General features: G+C 72.0%; 18 protein-coding genes. 12 read left to right on the top strand and 6 right to left on the bottom strand.

The window, feature by feature from the left end; translation table 11 throughout:
* From AC07RM_RS23635 to AC07RM_RS23610, 6 genes are all read right to left on the bottom strand, one after another.
* Positions 1–1,323, bottom strand: a complete 1,323-nt coding sequence (locus AC07RM_RS23635; RefSeq protein ID WP_495336092.1) for a phenylacetate--CoA ligase family protein — start codon at positions 1,321–1,323, stop codon at positions 1–3.
* Positions 1,320–1,805 (bottom strand): thioesterase family protein, encoded by a 486-nt coding sequence (locus AC07RM_RS23630; RefSeq protein WP_495336091.1) that lies wholly within the window; start codon positions 1,803–1,805, stop codon positions 1,320–1,322. The genes AC07RM_RS23635 and AC07RM_RS23630 overlap by 4 nt, the downstream gene beginning before the upstream one ends.
* 199 nt (positions 1,806–2,004) lie before the next feature.
* Positions 2,005–2,457 carry a PaaI family thioesterase gene (locus tag AC07RM_RS23625; protein WP_209544425.1) on the bottom strand — a complete coding sequence of 151 codons (453 nt, stop codon included), beginning with the start codon at positions 2,455–2,457 and terminating at the stop codon, positions 2,005–2,007.
* 16 nt (positions 2,458–2,473) lie between these two features.
* Positions 2,474–3,190 carry a helix-turn-helix transcriptional regulator gene (locus AC07RM_RS23620; protein WP_495336090.1) on the bottom strand — a complete coding sequence of 239 codons (717 nt, stop codon included), beginning with the start codon at positions 3,188–3,190 and terminating at the stop codon, positions 2,474–2,476.
* A gap of 7 nt (positions 3,191–3,197) precedes the next feature.
* A complete protein-coding gene (locus AC07RM_RS23615) occupies positions 3,198–4,193 on the bottom strand; it encodes a LysR substrate-binding domain-containing protein (RefSeq protein ID WP_495336089.1) in 996 nt (331 codons plus the stop codon).
* 94 nt (positions 4,194–4,287) lie between these two features.
* On the bottom strand, positions 4,288–5,328 hold the full coding sequence (locus AC07RM_RS23610) for a VWA domain-containing protein (RefSeq protein ID WP_495336088.1): 1,041 nt from the start codon (positions 5,326–5,328) through the stop codon (positions 4,288–4,290).
* A gap of 228 nt (positions 5,329–5,556) precedes the next feature.
* On the opposite strand from AC07RM_RS23610, the gene AC07RM_RS23605 reads away from it, so the two are divergent.
* From AC07RM_RS23605 to AC07RM_RS23550, 12 genes are all read left to right on the top strand, one after another.
* Complete coding sequence (locus AC07RM_RS23605; protein ID WP_093345409.1) at positions 5,557–6,066, top strand: DinB family protein; 510 nt, start codon at positions 5,557–5,559, stop codon at positions 6,064–6,066.
* Between the two features lie 174 nt (positions 6,067–6,240).
* A complete protein-coding gene (locus AC07RM_RS23600) occupies positions 6,241–7,281 on the top strand; it encodes an ABC transporter substrate-binding protein (RefSeq protein WP_495336087.1) in 1,041 nt (346 codons plus the stop codon).
* 34 nt (positions 7,282–7,315) lie between these two features.
* Positions 7,316–8,407 (top strand): ABC transporter ATP-binding protein, encoded by a 1,092-nt coding sequence (locus tag AC07RM_RS23595; RefSeq protein ID WP_495336086.1) that lies wholly within the window; start codon positions 7,316–7,318, stop codon positions 8,405–8,407.
* Positions 8,404–9,270 (top strand): ABC transporter permease, encoded by an 867-nt coding sequence (locus tag AC07RM_RS23590; protein ID WP_495336085.1) that lies wholly within the window; start codon positions 8,404–8,406, stop codon positions 9,268–9,270. The genes AC07RM_RS23595 and AC07RM_RS23590 overlap by 4 nt, the downstream gene beginning before the upstream one ends.
* A 61-nt stretch (positions 9,271–9,331) precedes the next feature.
* A complete protein-coding gene (locus tag AC07RM_RS23585; RefSeq protein WP_444813603.1) occupies positions 9,332–10,126 on the top strand; it encodes an ABC transporter permease in 795 nt (264 codons plus the stop codon).
* A 2-nt stretch (positions 10,127–10,128) separates the two neighbouring features.
* Entirely contained in the window at positions 10,129–11,055 is a 927-nt protein-coding gene (locus AC07RM_RS23580) for a polysaccharide deacetylase family protein (RefSeq protein WP_495336084.1), read from the top strand.
* The gene (locus AC07RM_RS23575; protein WP_093345398.1) at positions 11,052–11,762 is read left to right on the top strand and encodes a GntR family transcriptional regulator; all 711 of its coding nucleotides are present in this window, start codon (positions 11,052–11,054) and stop codon (positions 11,760–11,762) included. The genes AC07RM_RS23580 and AC07RM_RS23575 overlap by 4 nt, the downstream gene beginning before the upstream one ends.
* Positions 11,759–12,412: an aspartate/glutamate racemase family protein gene (locus tag AC07RM_RS23570; RefSeq protein WP_495336083.1), complete on the top strand. Its 654-nt coding sequence runs from the start codon at positions 11,759–11,761 to the stop codon at positions 12,410–12,412. The genes AC07RM_RS23575 and AC07RM_RS23570 overlap by 4 nt, the downstream gene beginning before the upstream one ends.
* A 167-nt stretch (positions 12,413–12,579) precedes the next feature.
* Positions 12,580–13,311 carry a DUF3348 domain-containing protein gene (locus AC07RM_RS23565; protein ID WP_495336082.1) on the top strand — a complete coding sequence of 244 codons (732 nt, stop codon included), beginning with the start codon at positions 12,580–12,582 and terminating at the stop codon, positions 13,309–13,311.
* Positions 13,312–13,321: 10 nt separating this feature from the next.
* On the top strand, positions 13,322–15,979 hold the full coding sequence (locus tag AC07RM_RS23560) for a DUF802 domain-containing protein (protein ID WP_495336081.1): 2,658 nt from the start codon (positions 13,322–13,324) through the stop codon (positions 15,977–15,979).
* On the top strand, positions 15,979–16,653 hold the full coding sequence (locus tag AC07RM_RS23555; RefSeq protein ID WP_203207664.1) for an OmpA family protein: 675 nt from the start codon (positions 15,979–15,981) through the stop codon (positions 16,651–16,653). The genes AC07RM_RS23560 and AC07RM_RS23555 overlap by 1 nt, the downstream gene beginning before the upstream one ends.
* A complete protein-coding gene (locus AC07RM_RS23550) occupies positions 16,646–17,314 on the top strand; it encodes a DUF2894 domain-containing protein (protein WP_495336080.1) in 669 nt (222 codons plus the stop codon). The genes AC07RM_RS23555 and AC07RM_RS23550 overlap by 8 nt, the downstream gene beginning before the upstream one ends.
* Positions 17,315–17,329: the final 15 nt, after the last annotated feature.

Raw genomic sequence — 17,329 nt, 5'->3', positions numbered from 1 at the left:
TCAATGCTTCTCGACCCACTGGGTCTTGCCGTCGGTGCGTTCGTAGAACTCGAACGGCACCATCTCCACCAGCGCACTGGCGCCCGCGCGCTCGCGCACCGCGATCTCCAGGCGGCGCGCGGCCGCGTCCCAGTCGGCCGCCGCGAGCCCCGCGGCCGCTTCGGCCCGCAGCTCGACGCGGTCGTAGGGACCGGGCCCGCGCAGCACGATGCGAAAGTGCCCCGAGCTCAGCGCGGGCAGCGATTCGATCGCCGTGCGCACCGCGCTCGGAAACACGTTGATGCCGCGCACGTTGAACATGTCGTCGGTGCGCCCGCTGACGCGGAAGCGCCAGGCAGTGCGGCCGTCGGGACCGGGCTCGGTGCCGGTCACCGTCACCACGTCGCGCGTGCGGTAGCGCACCAGCGGCTGGCACTCCTTGCGCAGGTGGGTGCAGACCAGCTCGCCGACCGTGCCCTCGCGGATCGGCAGCCGCTGCAGGGTGGCGGGATCGAGGATCTCGGCGAACACCACGTCGCCGGCGTGGAACAGCAGGTCGGTGGTCCAGTCGGTCTGGCCGCCGAGGATGCTCATCACCTCCGACAGGCCGAAGTTCGCGTTGCGCACCTTGAAGCCCCAGCGCGCCTCCATCTGCGCGCGGAACTCGGTGTTGTCGAGCCCAGCCTCGCCGCCGAACAGGCCCAGCTTCAACCCCAGGTCGGCCGGCTGCAGCCCTGGATAGTGCTGGCGCAGCACGCTCTCGAGCAGCGCGGGATAGGACGGCGTGCACGAGATCGCCGTGATCTTCAGGTCGAGGATGGCATCGATCAACTGCCGCGTGTTGCCCACGCCGAAGGGCAGCACGGTGGCACCGGCCGCCTCGAGCGTCGTGTGGTCGGTGAAGCCGCCGGTCCACATGCAGTAGTTGAGGCAATGCACCACACGGTCGCTGGGCCGCAGGCCCGAGGCCCACATCGAGCGGCCGCCGACCTCGGCCACGATCTCGGCATCGCGGCGCGAATTGGCGAGGATCAGCGGCCGGCCCGTGGTGCCCGAGGTGCGGTGCAGCCGCACCACGCGCTTCTCGGCGCAGGCCACGTAGTCGCCGAACGGATAGTCGGCCTCCTGGCTCAGGCGCAGTTCGTCCTTCTCGGTCAGCGGCAGCTCCTGCAGCTCGTCGAGCGTGAGCGCGCGGTCGAGCCAGCCCGACAGCTTGCGCCGGTAGAAGACCGAGCTGGTGCGCACGTAGCGCCACTGCTCGGTCCAGCGCGCTTCCTGCAGCGAACGCAGGGTCGCGGGCGCGAGCGTCTCGACCTCGGGATGCAGCATCGCGGCGGTGCTCATCGCGCAGCCTCCGCGGCCTCGTTCGCGCGGCGCAGCGCCGTGGCCTCGACCGCGGCGGCCGGCACGATCGCGCGCGAATGCTCGCCCGTGGCCACGACGCCCGCGTCGTCGCGCGCCTCGACCTCGAACACGTAGAGGCGCTTCTCGCGGCGCAGCAAGGTCGCCTTCGCGCGAACCACCTGGCCGGGCGCCGTGGGCGCGCCATGCACGAGCCGGACCACGTGGCCGACCGACATCTCGCCCGCGCGCAGGGCGGGCACGAGGATCGCCGCGCAGGCGCGCTCGAGCAGGCCGACCAGGGCCGGCGTGGCGAGCACCCGCGGATAGGCTTCGCCACTTTCTTCGGCGAAGGCGCTGGCCAGGTGCTTCGGCGCGACGACGAGCGTGGCGCTGCCGGTCGCGCCCTCGCGAAGCGCGGGCCGGCCGTCGGGATCGGCGCCGTGCGCGCCGGGTGTTTCGGGGGTGGCTGTGGTGGAGGTCATGCACACGACATGGCAAGCGCCGTGCCAACGCCAAACCTCGTGTTTTGCACGCCGAAAGCGATAGTTTCGAGGCTTTTCAGGGCCTTTTGACGCCCTTCATGCCATCCACGCGCGGCCACCGAACAACTCCTGAACGTTCAGCTTCTGAACGGACGGCAGCATTCGACCCACCCGCCATGGTGGCGGTCGCCGCGGCCCGTCAGTGCCGGATGTCCTCGCGCCCCACCACCGCCATCAGCGTGGCCGTCATGGTCGCGATCAGCGACTCCTTCCCCTCGCGCAGCGCATAGGCCCGGCCGTCGCTCACGCTGATCGTGCGGCCCGCCTTGGTCACGCCGGCGCGGAACACGAAGCGCTCGCCGGCCGCCGGGGCCAGCAGGTTGATCTTGAACTCGACCGTGAGCACGGCCGCCTCGGGCGGCATCAGCGAGAAGGCCGCATAGCCGCAGGCGCTGTCGAGCCCGGTGGCGACGATGCCGGCATGCAGGAAGCCGTGCTGCTGGGTCAGCCGCTCGGAGGCCGGCATCGCCAGCTCGACCTCGCCGGGCCGCACCTCGACCAGTTCGATGCCGAGCGCGCGCATCGCGTTCTGCCGCTCGAAGCTGGCCCTCACCCGTTGCGCATCGGCGGGGTCGATCGTCTCTCGCACCATGGAATCGCTCCGTTCATCACGTGGAAACCAGGGTGTGTACCCGCTGCCGCAGCGCCGGGTCTTGGAAGAATCGGCCAACATCGCCGCCGGCCTCGGCGCGCGAGCGCGCGACGAAGCGACCGGGCGAGGTGCCGGCGCGGCGCTGGAAGTCGGCCGACATGTGCGACTGGTCGGCATAGCCGCGCGCCTGCGCGGTGTCGGCGAGGCCGGCCGGCGAACGCGCGAGGTCGAGCAGCGCGCCGCGAAAGCGGTGCAGCGCCTGCCAGGCCTTCGGGCCCAGGCCGACACTGGCGTCGAAGCGGCGCCGCAGCGTGCGTTGCGACACCGCAGCCATCGCCGGTGCTCCGCCGAGGCGTGGGCAGAGGTCGGCCGCGAGCGCATCGAGCGCATGGACCACCGCGTCGAGCGATCCCTCGATGCCGATCGGCCCGAGCTCCGGCAACGCGCCGGGCGATGGCTGCGCATGCGCGCGAAAGCCGACCACCATGCCCGCGAGCGCGCGCTGCCGGGGCCGTGCGGCGGCCACGGGCCGCGACCACGAGGCCTGCCATGGCGGGTCGTCGTCCGGCCGCCGCAGGTAGCGGATCTCGGAGAACGGCGTGGCGAAGCGGTGCCGGCCCGGCGCGGTCAGGGTGCCGTCGTCGACGAGGATGAACAGGTGGTCGAGCAGCGCGCGGTGCGCCGCGAGCGGTGCCAGCTCGACGTAGACGCTGTTGCCGCGCTCGCCGCTCACGCGGCGCTCATGCGGCGTTCTGGCGCCGTGCCACCGGCGCCTCGTCGTCGACCGCATCGCCGATCGCCGCGCGCGTGAGCACCGCCTGCTGCTGCAGCCATGCGCCGAAGGCCTGGAGCTCGGGCCGGTCGGCGCTGCGCGGGCCGCTCACGAGCCAGTAGGCCATCGGCGAATCCATGCGCTGGCGCGGCAGCACCTCGACCAGGTCGCCGTTGGCCAGGCTCTCGGCGATCAGCGGGCTGCGCGCCAGCACCACGCCCTGGCCGGTCAGCGCGGCCTGCGCCATCTGGTAGTCGTAGTTGAAGTAGAGCCAGCGGCGCGGCTGGATCCGGGCCAGGCCGTTCGATTCGAACCAGCGGCGCCAGACCAGCCACTCGACATAGCTGGGGTGCGCATCGCCGACCTCGATCAGCGTGAAGCGCGCGAGGTCCTCGGGCTTCTCGATCGGCGGGTTGCTCTTGATGAGCCAGGGGCTGGCCACCGGCGTGAGGTGCTCGCCGAACAGCCGCACCGCGCCCTCGGGCATGTGCTCGGCGCGGCCATAGCGCAGCGCGAGGTCGATGTCGCTGACCTCGAGGTCGATCACCGCGTCGGAGGCATCGATGCGGATGTCGATGTCGGGATGGTCGCGCTGGAAGGCCTCCAGGCGCGGGATCAGCCACATCGAGGCGAACGAGGCGAAGGTGGTCAGCCCCACGCTCTTGCGCGACGCGCTCTGGCGGATCTGGCGGATGGTGGCGTCGATGCGCGGCAGCGCCTGCTGCACCGACAGCAGCAGCAAGGCGCCCGCGCTCGTGAGCTCGACCGCGCGCGTGTGGCGCAGGAAGAGGCGCACGCCCACCTCCTCCTCGAGCGCCTGGATCTGGCGGCTCACGGCCGGCTGCGTGAGCGACATCTCCTCGGCCGCGGCGCGGAAGTTCAGGTGCCGCGCCACGACCTCGAAGGCGCGCAGGTTGCCAGCGCCGATGGGGCGTGTGCGCAGGAGGAACGGGGAATGCTGCATGGAGGATCGGCCGGTGGATGCGACACGGTGGCCGGCGGGCCAGCGGGTGCAGCCGCGATTGTGGCGCCGCCGCGCGGGAGCGGCAAACCGCGGCTCAGACGATGCGCCCGAACCACAGCACCGACAGCCCCGCGCCCGTGATCGCGAGCAGCGCCGACAGCAGCGCCAGCAGGCCCGAGAGCTCGTTCTCGCGCGGCTGCACCTGCACGCGCGAGCCGAGCTTCTCGTAGACGCCGTGCAGCGCCTCGGCGGTGCCGGCGTGGTGGTACTCGCCGCCGGTCATGCGCGCCACCTCGCGCAAGGTGGGCTCGTCGAGCTTCATGTAGATCGCCATGCCGTCGGGCGCGGCGATGTCGCCGTCGAGCGTGCCCATGCCGATCACGTAGACGCGCACGCCGCGGTCGGCCGCCATCTTCGCGGCCTCGAGCGTGTCGATGCCGGTGGTGCGGCGGCCGTCGCTCAGCAGGATGATCGCGGCGGCATCGTAGGAGCCGGGCGCCACCGGCGTGATCTGGCGCGGCGGCGGCTTCGCCTTGTCGTCCAGGCTGCGCCCGCGCGGCGCGTTGCCGCCGAAGGTCATCTCGCCGAGGCTGATGTTGTCCTGCGGGAACAGCTCGGCCAGGCACAGCACGAGCGCGTCGCCGACCGCGGTGCCCATCTGCATCTGGAAGGCGTCGATGCTGGCCGCGAGCGCGTCGCGGTCGAGCGTGGCGCGCTGCGCGACCTGGCTGCTGCCGGCGAAGGTGACGAGGCCGACCTCGATGCGCCGCGGCAGCTCGCGCAGGAAGGACTTGGCCGCCGCCTGCGCGGCCTCGAGCCGGGTCGGCTTGACGTCGTTCACGCGCATGCTCAGCGAGACGTCCATCGCCAGCATGATCGAGGTGCGCGCCCAGGGCAGCGGCACGCGCGCCACCGGCCGCGCGGCGGCGAACAGCAGGCCGGCGCAGGCCAGCAGGAACAGCGCGGGCGGCAGGTGCCGGCGCCAGCCGCGCCGCAGCGACGCGGCGCCCTCGGTCTGCAACCGACCATAGCGCTGGGCCAGCCGGCCGCGGCGCCGCAGCAGCCAGGCATAGGCCAGCGGCAGCGGCGCGAGCGCCAGCAGGAACCAGAGGTAACCGGGCCACAGGAAGGACATCGGCGCTGCCTTGGAGGTGGAGGATGCGGATCGGCCGTACGCCGGCGCATCCGCAAGCATCGTGCCCATGAAGCCGCGCCCGCGCAATCGGCCGCCCGGCCAGGCCCTGCATTGATGCGGGGCTCTTATCAGTGGGCCGGTTGCATTTCATTGGACCGCGCCATGGGCGCCGGGGATCATCGTGCCCCGAAGCGCGCCGCGCCGCGGCGCTTCGCCAGGAGACCTCCGATGAGCGCACGCACGCTGCTGACCTCGATGTTCCGCTACAAGGCCTGGGCCGACGAGAGCCTGTTCGCCGGCCTGCTGGCCGCGCGGGGCACGCTGCCCGAGGACGACCTCGAGGCGGCCTGGGCCACCCTCGACCATGCCCATGCGGTCGATGGCATCTTCAGGGCCCACCTCGAGGGCCGGCCCCATGCCTACACCGGCACCCATTCGCCCCAGCGGCTGGCGCCCGGGCACCTGCTGCAGGCGGTGCGCGACAACGACCGCTGGTTCGTCGCGCACGTGCAGGCGATCGGCGACGACGACCTGGCGGCCCCGCTCGCCTTCGACTTCACCGACGGCTCGGCCGGCCGCATGTCGCGCGAGGAGATGCTGGGCCACGTGATCGCGCATGGCGGCTACCACCGCGGCGAGGTCGGGCAGATCCTCACGCGCCACACGGGCTCGTCGCCGCGCGACACCTTCACGGCCTACCTGCACGAGGCCGAACCGGCGCGCAGGCTGCGCGCGTAGCGCCCCTCCCGGATTTCTCTCGTGGCACCCCGCGCCTGCGGGTTGGCACGGATTTAGCTTCCTGCATGGATTGTGCACAATTTCTTTTGAAGAGCGCACAATTGTTGGGCTGACTGGCGGCTGCCACGGCCTTCCATCCACCCATTTGGGGCATCGCCCCCCAAGGACATGCAGATGAATCGCTCAGCATCCGGCCTCTCGCGCCGCGCCTTCGGGCAGGGACTCCTCGCCGCCTCCACGCTGGCCGCGCCGGCCTGGGTGCGCGCCCAGGGCAAGGGCCGCGAACTCGTGGTCGGCGGCGCGGGCAGCCACAAGGCCTTCCTCGATCCGCTGATCCCGGTGTTCGAGAAGCAGACCGGCTGCAAGGTGATCTTCGAGGGCACGCGCTCGCTCGTGAACCTCGAGAAGATGGTCAACAACAAGGGCCGCCAGTACATGTCGGTGGTGCTGATGGACGACCCGGTGATGATCCCGTCCGTCAAGGAAGGCGTGCTGGAGCCGCTCACCGCCAAGGACATCCCCAGCCTCGCGAAGCTCAAGCCCGGCACGGTCCACATGGACGGCATGTGGGCCAACTACATGCAGTCGACCACCGGCGTGGCGGTCAACACCGGCAAGCTCAGGCAGCTGCCCTCGTACGCGGCGCTGTGGGAGCCGGCCAACAAGGGCAAGGTCGTGATCCCCTCGCTGCAGAACACCGAGGGCCTGTCGATGTTCCTGGTGGCGGCCGCGCTCGAGACCGGCAAGCCGATGAAGGATGCGCAGTACCAGCCCGAGGCCGCCTTCCGCAAGCTCAAGGCGCTCAAGCCCAACCTGCTGACCGTCTACACCCAGCTGCCGCAGGCGCTGAACCTGCTCGAGCAGGGCGAGGCCACGGCCATCGCGGGCATGATCGGATTCAACGCCTTCGATCGCAAGGCCAAGGGCGCGCCGATCGACTTCGTGCTGCCGAAGGAGGGCGGCATGGCCATGCCGACCGGCATCGCCAAGGTCCGGGGCGGCCCGCAGGCCGACCTCGCCAATGCCTTCGTCGAAGCGATGCTCGGTGCCTGGCAGCAGCAGATCGCCGAGATCTCGCTCGCGATGCCCACCAACACCGGCGTGGCCGCACCGGCCGGCCTGCCCAAGGGCGAGGTGTTCATTCCCGACTGGGCCTACATCGCCGAGAACCGCAAGGCCTGGGTCGAGCGCTGGGACCGCGAGATGGCACTGTGAGGCGCGCGCCGCGAACCCCGACGGGAAGCAACGCATGAGCACCCTCGAACTGAGCGGGATCGTCAAGCGCTACGGCGCGCAGACGGTCGTGGACGGGCTGGACCTGCAGGTGGGTTCCGGCGAATTCGTGTCGCTGCTCGGCCCCTCGGGCTGCGGCAAGACCACGCTGCTGCGCATCGTCGCCGGGCTTGCGGCGTGCGACGCCGGCACGGTGCGCGTGGGCGGCAGCGACGTGACCGCGCTGCCCGCGCACCAGCGCAACATCGGCGTGGTGTTCCAGAGCTATGCGCTGTTCCCGCACCTCACGGTCAGCGAGAACATCGCCTTCGGCCTGAAGGCCCGCGGCACGCCGCGCGCCGAGCTCGCGCAGGCGGTGGACGCGGCGCTGCGCTCGGTGCGGCTCGCGGCGCTCGCGGACCGGCCGATCTCGGCGCTGTCGGGCGGCCAGCAGCAGCGCGTGGCGGTGGCGCGCGCGATCGCCACGCGGCCGCGGCTGATCCTGCTCGACGAGCCGCTGTCGGCGCTCGACCGCAAGCTGCGCGAGACCATGCAGGTCGAGCTGCGACAGATCCTGCGCGACGCGGGCATGACGGCGATCTTCGTCACGCACGACCAGGAAGAGGCGCTGGTGATGTCCGACCGCATCGCGGTGATGAACCGCGGCGCGATCGAGCAGCTCGACGCGCCCGAACACATCTATGGCCAGCCGCGCACCGAGTTCGCGCTCAACTTCGTGGGCCTGTCCTCGCAATGGCGCGGCACGCTCGACGGTGCGCGCGTGCGCACCGCCTGCGGCGAGATCGAGGTGCCGGCCGAGCGCGCGCGCGACGTCGGCGCGGGCGGCCTGCGCCACGAGGTGCTGGTGGGCGTGCGCCCCGAGCGGCTGCGCGCCTCGCGCGATCCGCAGCCCGCGGCCGAGGGCATGAACCGGCTGTCGCTGGTGGTGAGCCAGACGGTCTACCGCGGCGCCAACCGGCTGGTCTACTTCAGCGCGCCCGGCGGCGGCGCGACGCTGCTCGCGGAATTCCCGGCGCACGACGACCTGGCGCCGCGCCCCGGCGAGACGCTGTCGGTGCAATGGCCGGTGGCCGACACGCTGCTGTTCGCGGCCGAGGCGGCGCCATGAGCGGCGCCATGCGCCGCGCCGAAGGATCGCCGGGCTGGCTCGCCGTGCCGGGCGCGGGCTACCTCGTGCTGCTGTTCGTGCTGCCGCTGGCCGCGCTGCTGGCCACCAGCTTCCAGGGCGAACAGGGCGGCTTCTCGCTCGCGGGCTACGCGCGCTTCGCGACCGATCCCTTCAGCGCCGTCGTGGTCTGGAACACGCTGAAGATCGCGCTGCTCGTCACGCTGCTGTGCCTGCTGATCGGCTACCCGGTGGGCTTCGCGATGGCGCGCGCCTCGCTGCCGGTGCAGGGGCTGATGTTCCTCGCGCTGATCCTGCCGCTGTCGGTGGGCGTGGTGGTCAAGAGCTTCGCCTGGACCATCCTGCTGCGCAGCAACGGCCTGGTCAACCAGGTGCTGCTGGGCCTGGGCCTCGTCGACGAGCCGGCGCGGCTGCTGTTCAACGAGCGCGGGCTGGTGATCGCCGCGGTGCACGTGTTCCTGCCCTTCATGGTGCTGCCGGTGTTCACGGTGGCGCGCCAGATCGACTCGCGCCTGGCCGAGGCCGCCGCCACGCTCGGCGCGAAGCCGCTGCATGCCTTCGTGCGCGTGACCTGGCCGCTGTCGCTGCCGGGCGTGGTGGCGGGCTCGGCCTTCGTGTTCTCGATGGCGGTGTCGATGTACGTGATCCCCGCGCTGCTGGTGGGCGACCGCTACCAGACGCTGCCCGCGCTGCTGGCGCGCGCCTACCTGTTCATGCGCGACCGGCAGTCGGGCTCGACGCTGGCGGTGATCCTGCTGGCCATCGCCGTGGCGGTGGTGGTGGGCAGCACGCTGCTCACGCGCCGGCTGCAGGCGCGCGGGCAGCAGCAGGGAGCCACAGCATGAGCGCCGCGCCGGGCCGCCCCAAGCAAGCTCGCACCGCAGTGCGAAGCACGGAGGTACTTCGATGAGCGCGCGCTGGAACCGCATCGCGGGCGGGCTGCTGATGGCCGCGACCGCGGTCTTCATGCTGGCGCCGCTGGTGGTGGTGGTGCTGGTCTCGTTCAGCCCCTCGCCGGTGTTCAACCTGCCCGAAGGCCAGTGGTCGCTGCGCTGGTACCGCGCGATGCTGGCCAAGGAGGGCCTGGCCGACACCGTGCTGCTGTCGGCCGCGGTGGCCGCGGGCGCGACGCTCGCGGCGCTGGTGCTCGGCACGCTGTGCGCGATCGCGATCGAGCAGGGACGCTTCCGCGGCCGCGAGGCGCTGCTGGCCTTCCTGGTATCGCCGCTGATGATGCCGGGGCTGGTGATCGGCGTGGCGCTGCTGCAGGCCTTCCGCGCGGTCGGGCTGGCGAACGTGTTCTGGAGCCTGCTGATCGGGCACGTGGTCATCACCCTGCCCTACGTCACGCGCACGGTGCATGCGAGCCTGGCGCTGTTCGACACCCGGCTGCTCGAGGCGGCGCAGACCCTGGGGCTGTCGCGCCCGCGCGCGCTGCTGCAGGTGATGGTGCCGGCGCTCGCGCCGGCCTTCCTGACATCGGGGCTGTTCGCCTTCCTGGCCTCGATGGACAACTACCCGATCTCGATCTTCCTGACCGACGCGCGCAGCAAGACGCTGCCGATCGAGATCCTGCACTACCTGGAGGAGTCGCCCGACCCCACCATCGCCGCCATCTCGGCCTGCCTGATCCTGCTGGCCGCCGTGGTGCTCTTCATCGCCGAAAGGCTGGTCGGCCTCCGCCGGCTGGCCCAGTTCTGACCATGGCCGATTCATCCCCTGCTTCCACTCCACCCGCCACGCGCGACTTCATCGGCTACGGCCGCGACCTGCCCGCCGTGCGCTGGCCCGAGGCGGCGCGCGTGGCCGTCTCCTTCGTCGTCAACTTCGAGGAAGGCGCGGAGTTCTCGATGACCGACGGCGACAGCCGCAATGAGGCCATCTACGAGGTGATCGACGGCCAGCCGGTGCCCGACCGCTGCATCGACAGCCACTTCGAATACGGCACGCGCGTGGCCTACTGGCGCATCGCCGACCTGTTCGAACAACATGGCGGGCACTTCACGCTCAGCGCCTGCGGCCGCGCGGTGGAGCGCTCGCCGTGGCTGGCGCGGCACGCGGCGCAGGCCGGCCACGAGGTCTCGGCGCACGGCTGGCGCTGGGAGCGCGGCATCGACCTCACGCTCGACGAGGAGCGGCGGGCCATCGACCGCTGCTGCACCGCGATCGAGGCCGCCACCGGGCGCCGCCCCGTGGGCTGGCACACGCGTTCCAACCCGAGCCCGCACACGCGCCGCCTGCTGGTGGAGCGCGGCTTCCTCTACGACAGCGACGCCTACAACGACGACACGCCCTATCGCGTGGCGGTCGACGGCCGGCCGCACCTCGTGCTGCCCTATGCTTTCGACACCAACGACATGCAGTTCCAGAACACCCAGCGCTTCGATACCGGCGACGCCTTCGCCGACTACGTCTGTGCCGCCTACGACTGGCTGTGGCGCGAGGGCGGCCACGCGCCGCGCATGCTGTCGGTGGGCCTGCACCTGCGCATGATCGGCCGGCCCGGACGCATCGGCGCGCTCGAGCGCATCCTGCGCCACCTCCACGACAAGGGCGGCGCCTGGGTGACCAGCCGCGAACGCATCGCCCGCCACTGGCTGGCGCACACCGATGAGGGCACGACCGCATGAAGGAACGCGAGGACGCGGTCTACGACACGCTCTCGCGCGCGCTGCTGGCCGGCGCGCTGGCGCCCGGCGCGCCGCTGCGCGAGACCGCGCTGGCCGAGGTCTTCGGCGTGAGCCGCGAGCGCATCCGCAAGATATTGCTGCGGCTGGGCACCAACCGGCTGATCGAGATGATCCCGAACCGCGGCGCCTTCGTGGCCGCGCCCTCGCTCGAGCAGGCGCGCTCGATCTACGACGCGCGCCGCATCCTCGAGGGCGGCATCGTCGCCCACCTGGCGCAGAACGCGGGCGCCGAGGCGCTGCGCCGCCTCGACGAGCACATGGAACGCGAGCAGGCCGCGCTGGCCGAGGGCGACCGCGCCACCTCGGTGCGGCTGTCGGCCGACTTCCACATGATCCTGGCCGAGGCCACGGGCAACACCTTCATCCTGCAGCAGATGCAGGAGCTGGTGAGCCGGACCTCGATGCTGGTGGCGATGTACGAGGCGCCGCATTCGGCGCAATGCGCCTGCGACGAGCACCGCGACATCTTCACCTCGCTGCTCAAGGGCGACGGCGGTGGTGCCGCGCGCGCGATGCGCTCGCACCTGTCGCTGGTCGAGACCCGGCTGCGCCCCGGCGCGGCCGCGCCCTCGCAGGACGTGGTGGGCGTGCTGCTGCGCATGTGGGCCGGCCAGCGCGCCGCGCAGTCCACGGACGAAGGCCGATGAGCGACGCCACGCTGCTGGTGCTCAACCCGAACACCAGCCAGGCGATGACCGAGGCCGTGGTGTCGGCCGCCCGCGCGCTGCTGCCGCCGGGCCTGCGGGCCATCGGCTGGACCGCCTCCGCCGGCCCGCCGGTGATCAAGGACCGCCCCAGCTACGACGCGGCCGCGGCCGCGATGCCCGCGCTGCTGGCCGAGGCGCCGCGCGCCGACGCCATCCTGCTGGCCTGCTTCGGCGACCCCGGGCTGGCGGTGCTGCGCGAACGCGCCGGCGTGCCCGTGACCGGCCTGGCGGAGGCCGCCATCCTGGCCGCGCGGCAACGCGGCGAGCGCTTCGCGATCCTCACGGCGGGCGCGGCCTGGGTGCCGATCCTCACGGACTGCGCGGCGGCCGGCGGCGCGGCGCACCTGCTGGCGGGCGTGTTCGCGCTCGATGGCGATGGCGCGGCGCTGCGCGCCGATCCCGAACGCTTCCGTGCGCAGGTGCGCGCGCTGTCGGCCCGCGCGCGCGCGGCCGGCGCAAGGCGGCTGGTGCCCGGCGGCGCGGCCTTCGAAGGGCTGCGCTTCGATTGGGCCGAGGGCCTGGCGGTGGACCGGCCGGTCGAGGCGGCCGTGGCCTTGCTCGCACACGCGCTGCCCAAGCCCCCAGCCTGAGCGCCGGGCCCGGCACGGGCAGGTTGGATTTCGATACAAAATTCCCGCCGCCTCGGCGGCCCGCGCCGCCCCTGGCGAAACGCCGTTCGCGCCACTGCCAGCGGGCCCGGCCCCGGGATTCCCCCGAGGGTCGGCGGTGTAGACTGCCGGGTTTTTCCGACTCTGGCATGGCGCACGTTCCACAGCGCACTGGTTTCAACGGTTCGGCGCTCGTCCGCTTGCTTTCCCGACTGACCGATGGCGACATCCGCGAATCCGAACAGGCTTCGGCGGACCGGCTGAGCCTATGGTTCGGCTGGACCGACGCGATCTCGCTGTCGGCCGCCCTCAACGGCACGCCGGCCAGCCTGCCGCCGGCCCCGCGGGGTTCGGTGCGCGCCGATGAAAGCGAATGCGCGCGCGTGCGCGCCGCGCTGGCCCAGGCGATCGCCGAGGACGGCAGCTTCGCGCCCGCCAAGGCACGCCCCGCCGCGGCCACCGCCGACGCCGAGACGCCGCCCGACTTCGCGCCGATGCGCCAGCGCTACCTCGCGCGGCAGCAGGCGATGGAGACGGCCATCGGCCCGTTGCGCGGCCGGCTGCGCGCGCGGCTCGCGGCTGGTTCGCACGACATGGCGCGGCTCGCCGCCGTCGACGTGGTGATGGAACAGGTGCTGGGCGCGCGCGAACGCAGCCTGCTGGCGAGCGTGCCGGCGGCGCTCGAGAAGCGCTTCGCGCGGCTGCGCAAGGCCCGCCAGGACGAGGAAACGGGCGCGGAAGACAACGCCGCCGGCGGTCATGCCGACTGGCTCGCGGTCTTCCGCAAGGACATCCAGGACGTGCTGCAGGCCGAACTGGACTTTCGATTTCAACCGGTCGACGGGCTGCTCGAAGCCCTGCGCGCCGGTCACAAGGGCTGACTGGATACACATGACCCGATTTCTCCATCACGCCGTGTTCGTCGCGGGCCTGGCCGTCGTCGGCTGGGTCGGCGCCGGCTACATCGGCACGAACACGCTGGCGCTGGCCGTCACCGGGCTCGTGGCCGCGTTCTACCTGATGGGCGGGCTCGAGCTGCACCGCTTCCAGCAGGCCACGGGCTCGCTGGTGCAGGCGACGAACGCGCTGTCCGAGCCTCCGGCCAGCCTCGGCGACTGGCTCGCCTCGCTGCACCCCTCGCTGCGCAACGCGGTGCGCCTGCGCGTCGAGGGCGAACGCGTGGGCCTGCCCGGGCCGGCGCTGGCGCCCTACCTCGCGGGCCTGCTGGTGCTGCTGGGCATGCTCGGCACCTTCCTCGGCATGGTGGTCACGCTCAACGGCACCGGCGCGGCGCTGCAGGGCGCGACCGACCTCGAAGCGATCCGCGAATCGCTCTCGGCCCCGGTGCGCGGCCTCGGCCTCGCCTTCGGCACCTCGGTGGCCGGCGTGGCCGCGTCGGCGGCGCTGGGCCTGGTGTCGGCGCTGTGCCGGCGCGAACGGCTGCAGGCCTCGCAGGCGCTCGACGCGAAGATCGCGAGCACCCTGCGCGTGCACTCGCAGGCGCACCGGCGCGACGAATCCTTCAAGCTGCTGCAGCGCCAGGCCGACCTGATGCCCGAGCTGGTCGGCCAACTGCAGGCCATGATGGGCGCGATGGAGCGCCAGACCCAGGTGCTCAGCGAGCGCCTGATCGGCAACCAGGCCGAATTCCACGGCAAGGCCGAGGCGGTCTACGCCGGCCTCGCGAGCTCGGTCGACCAGTCGCTCAAGCACAGCCTGATCGAGAGCGCGCGCGTGGCCGGTGCCGCGATCCAGCCGGTGGTCGAGGCCACCATGGCCGGCATCGCGCGCGAGACCGCCTCGCTGCACGGCAGCATCGCGCAGACGGTGCAGCAGCAGCTCGAGGGCCTGTCGTCGCGCTTCGAGGCCAGCACCGGCCGCGTGGCCGACACCTGGCAGGGCGCGCTCGCCGCGCACCAGCGCACCAGCGAGGCGCTGTCGAGCGACCTGCGCGGCTCGCTCGAAGGCTTCGCGCAGAGCTTCGAGCAGCGCTCCACCGCGCTGGTCGATGGCGTGTCGACGCGACTCGAGACCACGGTCGGCAAGGTGTCCGACACCTGGCAACAGGCACTGGCGCGGCATCAACAGACGAGCGACAAGCTCTCGGGCGACGCGCAACAGGCACTGTCGGCCGCGGCCACGGCTTTCGAGGCGCATGCGGCCTCGCTGCTGCGCACCGTGGGCGACGCACAGGGCGAGCTGCAGGCCGCACTGGCCGCACGCGACGAGCAACGGCTCGCGGCCTGGACCGAATCGCTGACCTCGATGGGCGCGGCCTTGCAGAAGGAATGGCAGCAGGCCGGCGCGCAGGCACTGGTCCACCAGCAGAAGCTGCTCGACACCCAGGCCGATCTCTCGTCGCGCGACGAGGAACGGCTGTCGGCATGGACCCGCTCGCTCGCGGCGATGGCCTCGTCGCTGCAACAGGAATGGCAACAGGCCGGCAGCCATGTGCTGGGCCATCAGCAGAAGCTGCTCGAAACGCAAGCCGACCTCGCCGCGCGCGACGAGGAGCGCCTCACGGCCTTCACCGGCTCGCTCGAGGCCATGGCCGCTTCGCTGCGGCAGGAATGGCAACAGGCCGGTGCCCATGCGCTCAACCATCAACAGAAGCTGCTCGAGACGCAGGCCGACCTCTCGTCGCGCGACGAACAGCGCCTCGCCGCCTGGACCGGTTCGCTCGAGTCCATGGCCGCCTCGCTGCAGCGTGAATGGCAGCAGGCCGGCGCCCATGCGCTCGACCATCAGCAGAAGCTGCTCGAGACGCAGGCCGACCTCGCCTCGCGCGACGAGCAGCGCCTCGCGGCCTGGACCGGCTCGCTCGAAGCCATGGCCGGCGCGCTGCGCCAGGAATGGCAGCAGGCCGGTGCGCACAGCGCCGACCAGCAGCGCCAGCTGCTCGATGCGCTGACGAAGACCGCCGGCGAGATGTCGTCGCAGCACGAGGCGCATGCCAAGCGCACCGTCACCGAGATCGCGCAGTTGCTGCAGGCCGCCGCCGAAGCGCCGCGCGCCGCCGCCGAGGTGGTGTCGGAACTGCGCCAGAAGCTGTCGGACAGCATGGCGCGCGACAACACGATGCTCGAGGAACGCAACCGCCTGCTCGAGACGCTGGGCACGCTGCTCGACGCGGTCAACCATGCCTCGACCGAGCAGCGCAGCGCGGTCGACGCGCTGGTGGCGGCCTCGGCCGAGGCCATGGAACGCGCGGGCAGCCGCTTCGCCGAACAGGTGGAAACGCAGACCGGCAAGATGGCCGAGGTGGCCGCGCAGGTCACGGGCAGCGCGATCGAGGTCGCGAGCCTCGGCGAGACCTTCGGCTTCGCGGTGCAGCGCTTCGGCGAATCGAACGACAAGCTGGTGGCGCACCTGCAGCGCGTGGAAGGCGCGCTCGGCAAGTCGATGGCGCGCAGCGACGAGCAGCTGGCCTACTACGTGGCGCAGGCGCGCGAGGTCATCGACCTCAGCATCATGTCGCAGAAGCAGATCGTCGAAGACCTGCAGCAGATCGCCAGCCGGCAGCCAGCCGCCGTGGCCAGCGAGGCGTGATGCGCCAGGACGCGGACATCGACGACGCCGGCCTCGACACCAGCGTGCCGGTCTGGGCCGTCTTCGGCGACCTGATGTCGGGCCTGCTCGGCGCCTTCGTGCTGATCCTGGTCTGCGCGATCGGCATGCAGCTCGACCTCGCGGCCAGGCTCGAATCCGAGGTCAAGCAGCGCCAGGCCGAGGCGCAGCGCCGCGAGGCGCTCGAGAAGGCGCTGGCCGGGCCGCTGGCCGCGGGCCGCGTCACGCTCAACAACGGGCGCATCGGCATCAGCGGCAGCGTGCTGTTCGCCTTCAACTCCGCCGACCTGCAGCCCGAGGGCCGGCAGGTGCTGCGCAGCCTCGCGGCGCCGCTGGCCACCTACCTGCGTTCGCGCGACGAGATCCTGATGGTGAGCGGCTTCACCGACAACCGCCAGATGCGCGAGGGTGCGCGCCTGTTCGCCGACAACTGGGAGCTTTCGGCCCAACGCGCGCTGACCGTGACCCGCACGCTGATCGAGGAAGGCGTGCCTTCCTCCTCGGTGTTCGCCGCGGCCTTCGGCGCCGAGCAGGCCGTGGCCTCGAATGCCGATGCCGATGGCCGCGCGAAGAACCGGCGCGTGGAGATGGCGCCGACGCCGCGCCCATCGTATGCGGCGAGCACCACCGGCACTGCAGCGAAGGCCCGTGAGTAGCGACGCGCCCATCGACGCGAACGACGACCCGCTCGCGGTCGTCGCGGTCTGGCGCGCGCGCGGGGCCGAGCGCTTCGATCCGGTGCGGCTGCATTTCATCGAGACGCTTGCGAAGCGCACCGCGGCGCAGCGTGGCGAGGCCAGGCGGCTGCTCGACGAGCGGCTGCGGCAGTTGCTCAGTGCGTATGGCGAGGACTTCGAGAAGGCGGGGCCGGAGATGGCGGCCGCGGCGGCGCAGCCATTGCCGCGCGGTGCGCTCGCAGAGCTCGTCGAACATATCGCGCGCCAGTCGCCGCTGCCCGAAGCGCCGGCATCGAGCGGTGCCGCACCGACCCGCGCCACCATGGCGAGCTCCGCCGCCGCGCCCGCCGAGCTCAAGACCATGCGCTACTTCCGCGGCACCTGGTCGCGCCTGAGCGCCGATCGCCGGCTCACGCAGTCGCTCGCGAAGATGCCCGAGAACGCGGGTCCGCTCAATTCGCACCACCTCGTGCACCGCGCGCTGATCCTCATGCGCGATCTGTCGCCGGAGTACCTCAATCGCTTCATGACCTACGTCGATACGTTGCTGTGGGTGGAGCAGTTGCAGGCCAGCCAGGCTTCGGCACCCACGGCGCGAGCCGAAGGCGCCAGGAAATCCGGTCGCGGCAAGACGCCCTGAGCGGGCACTCCCCTC

This window comes from Variovorax sp. GW821-FHT09B05 (genome assembly GCF_059418265.1).
The sequence above is the reverse complement of the archived record's forward strand: the minus strand, read 5'-3'. Positions and strand labels throughout refer to the sequence as shown.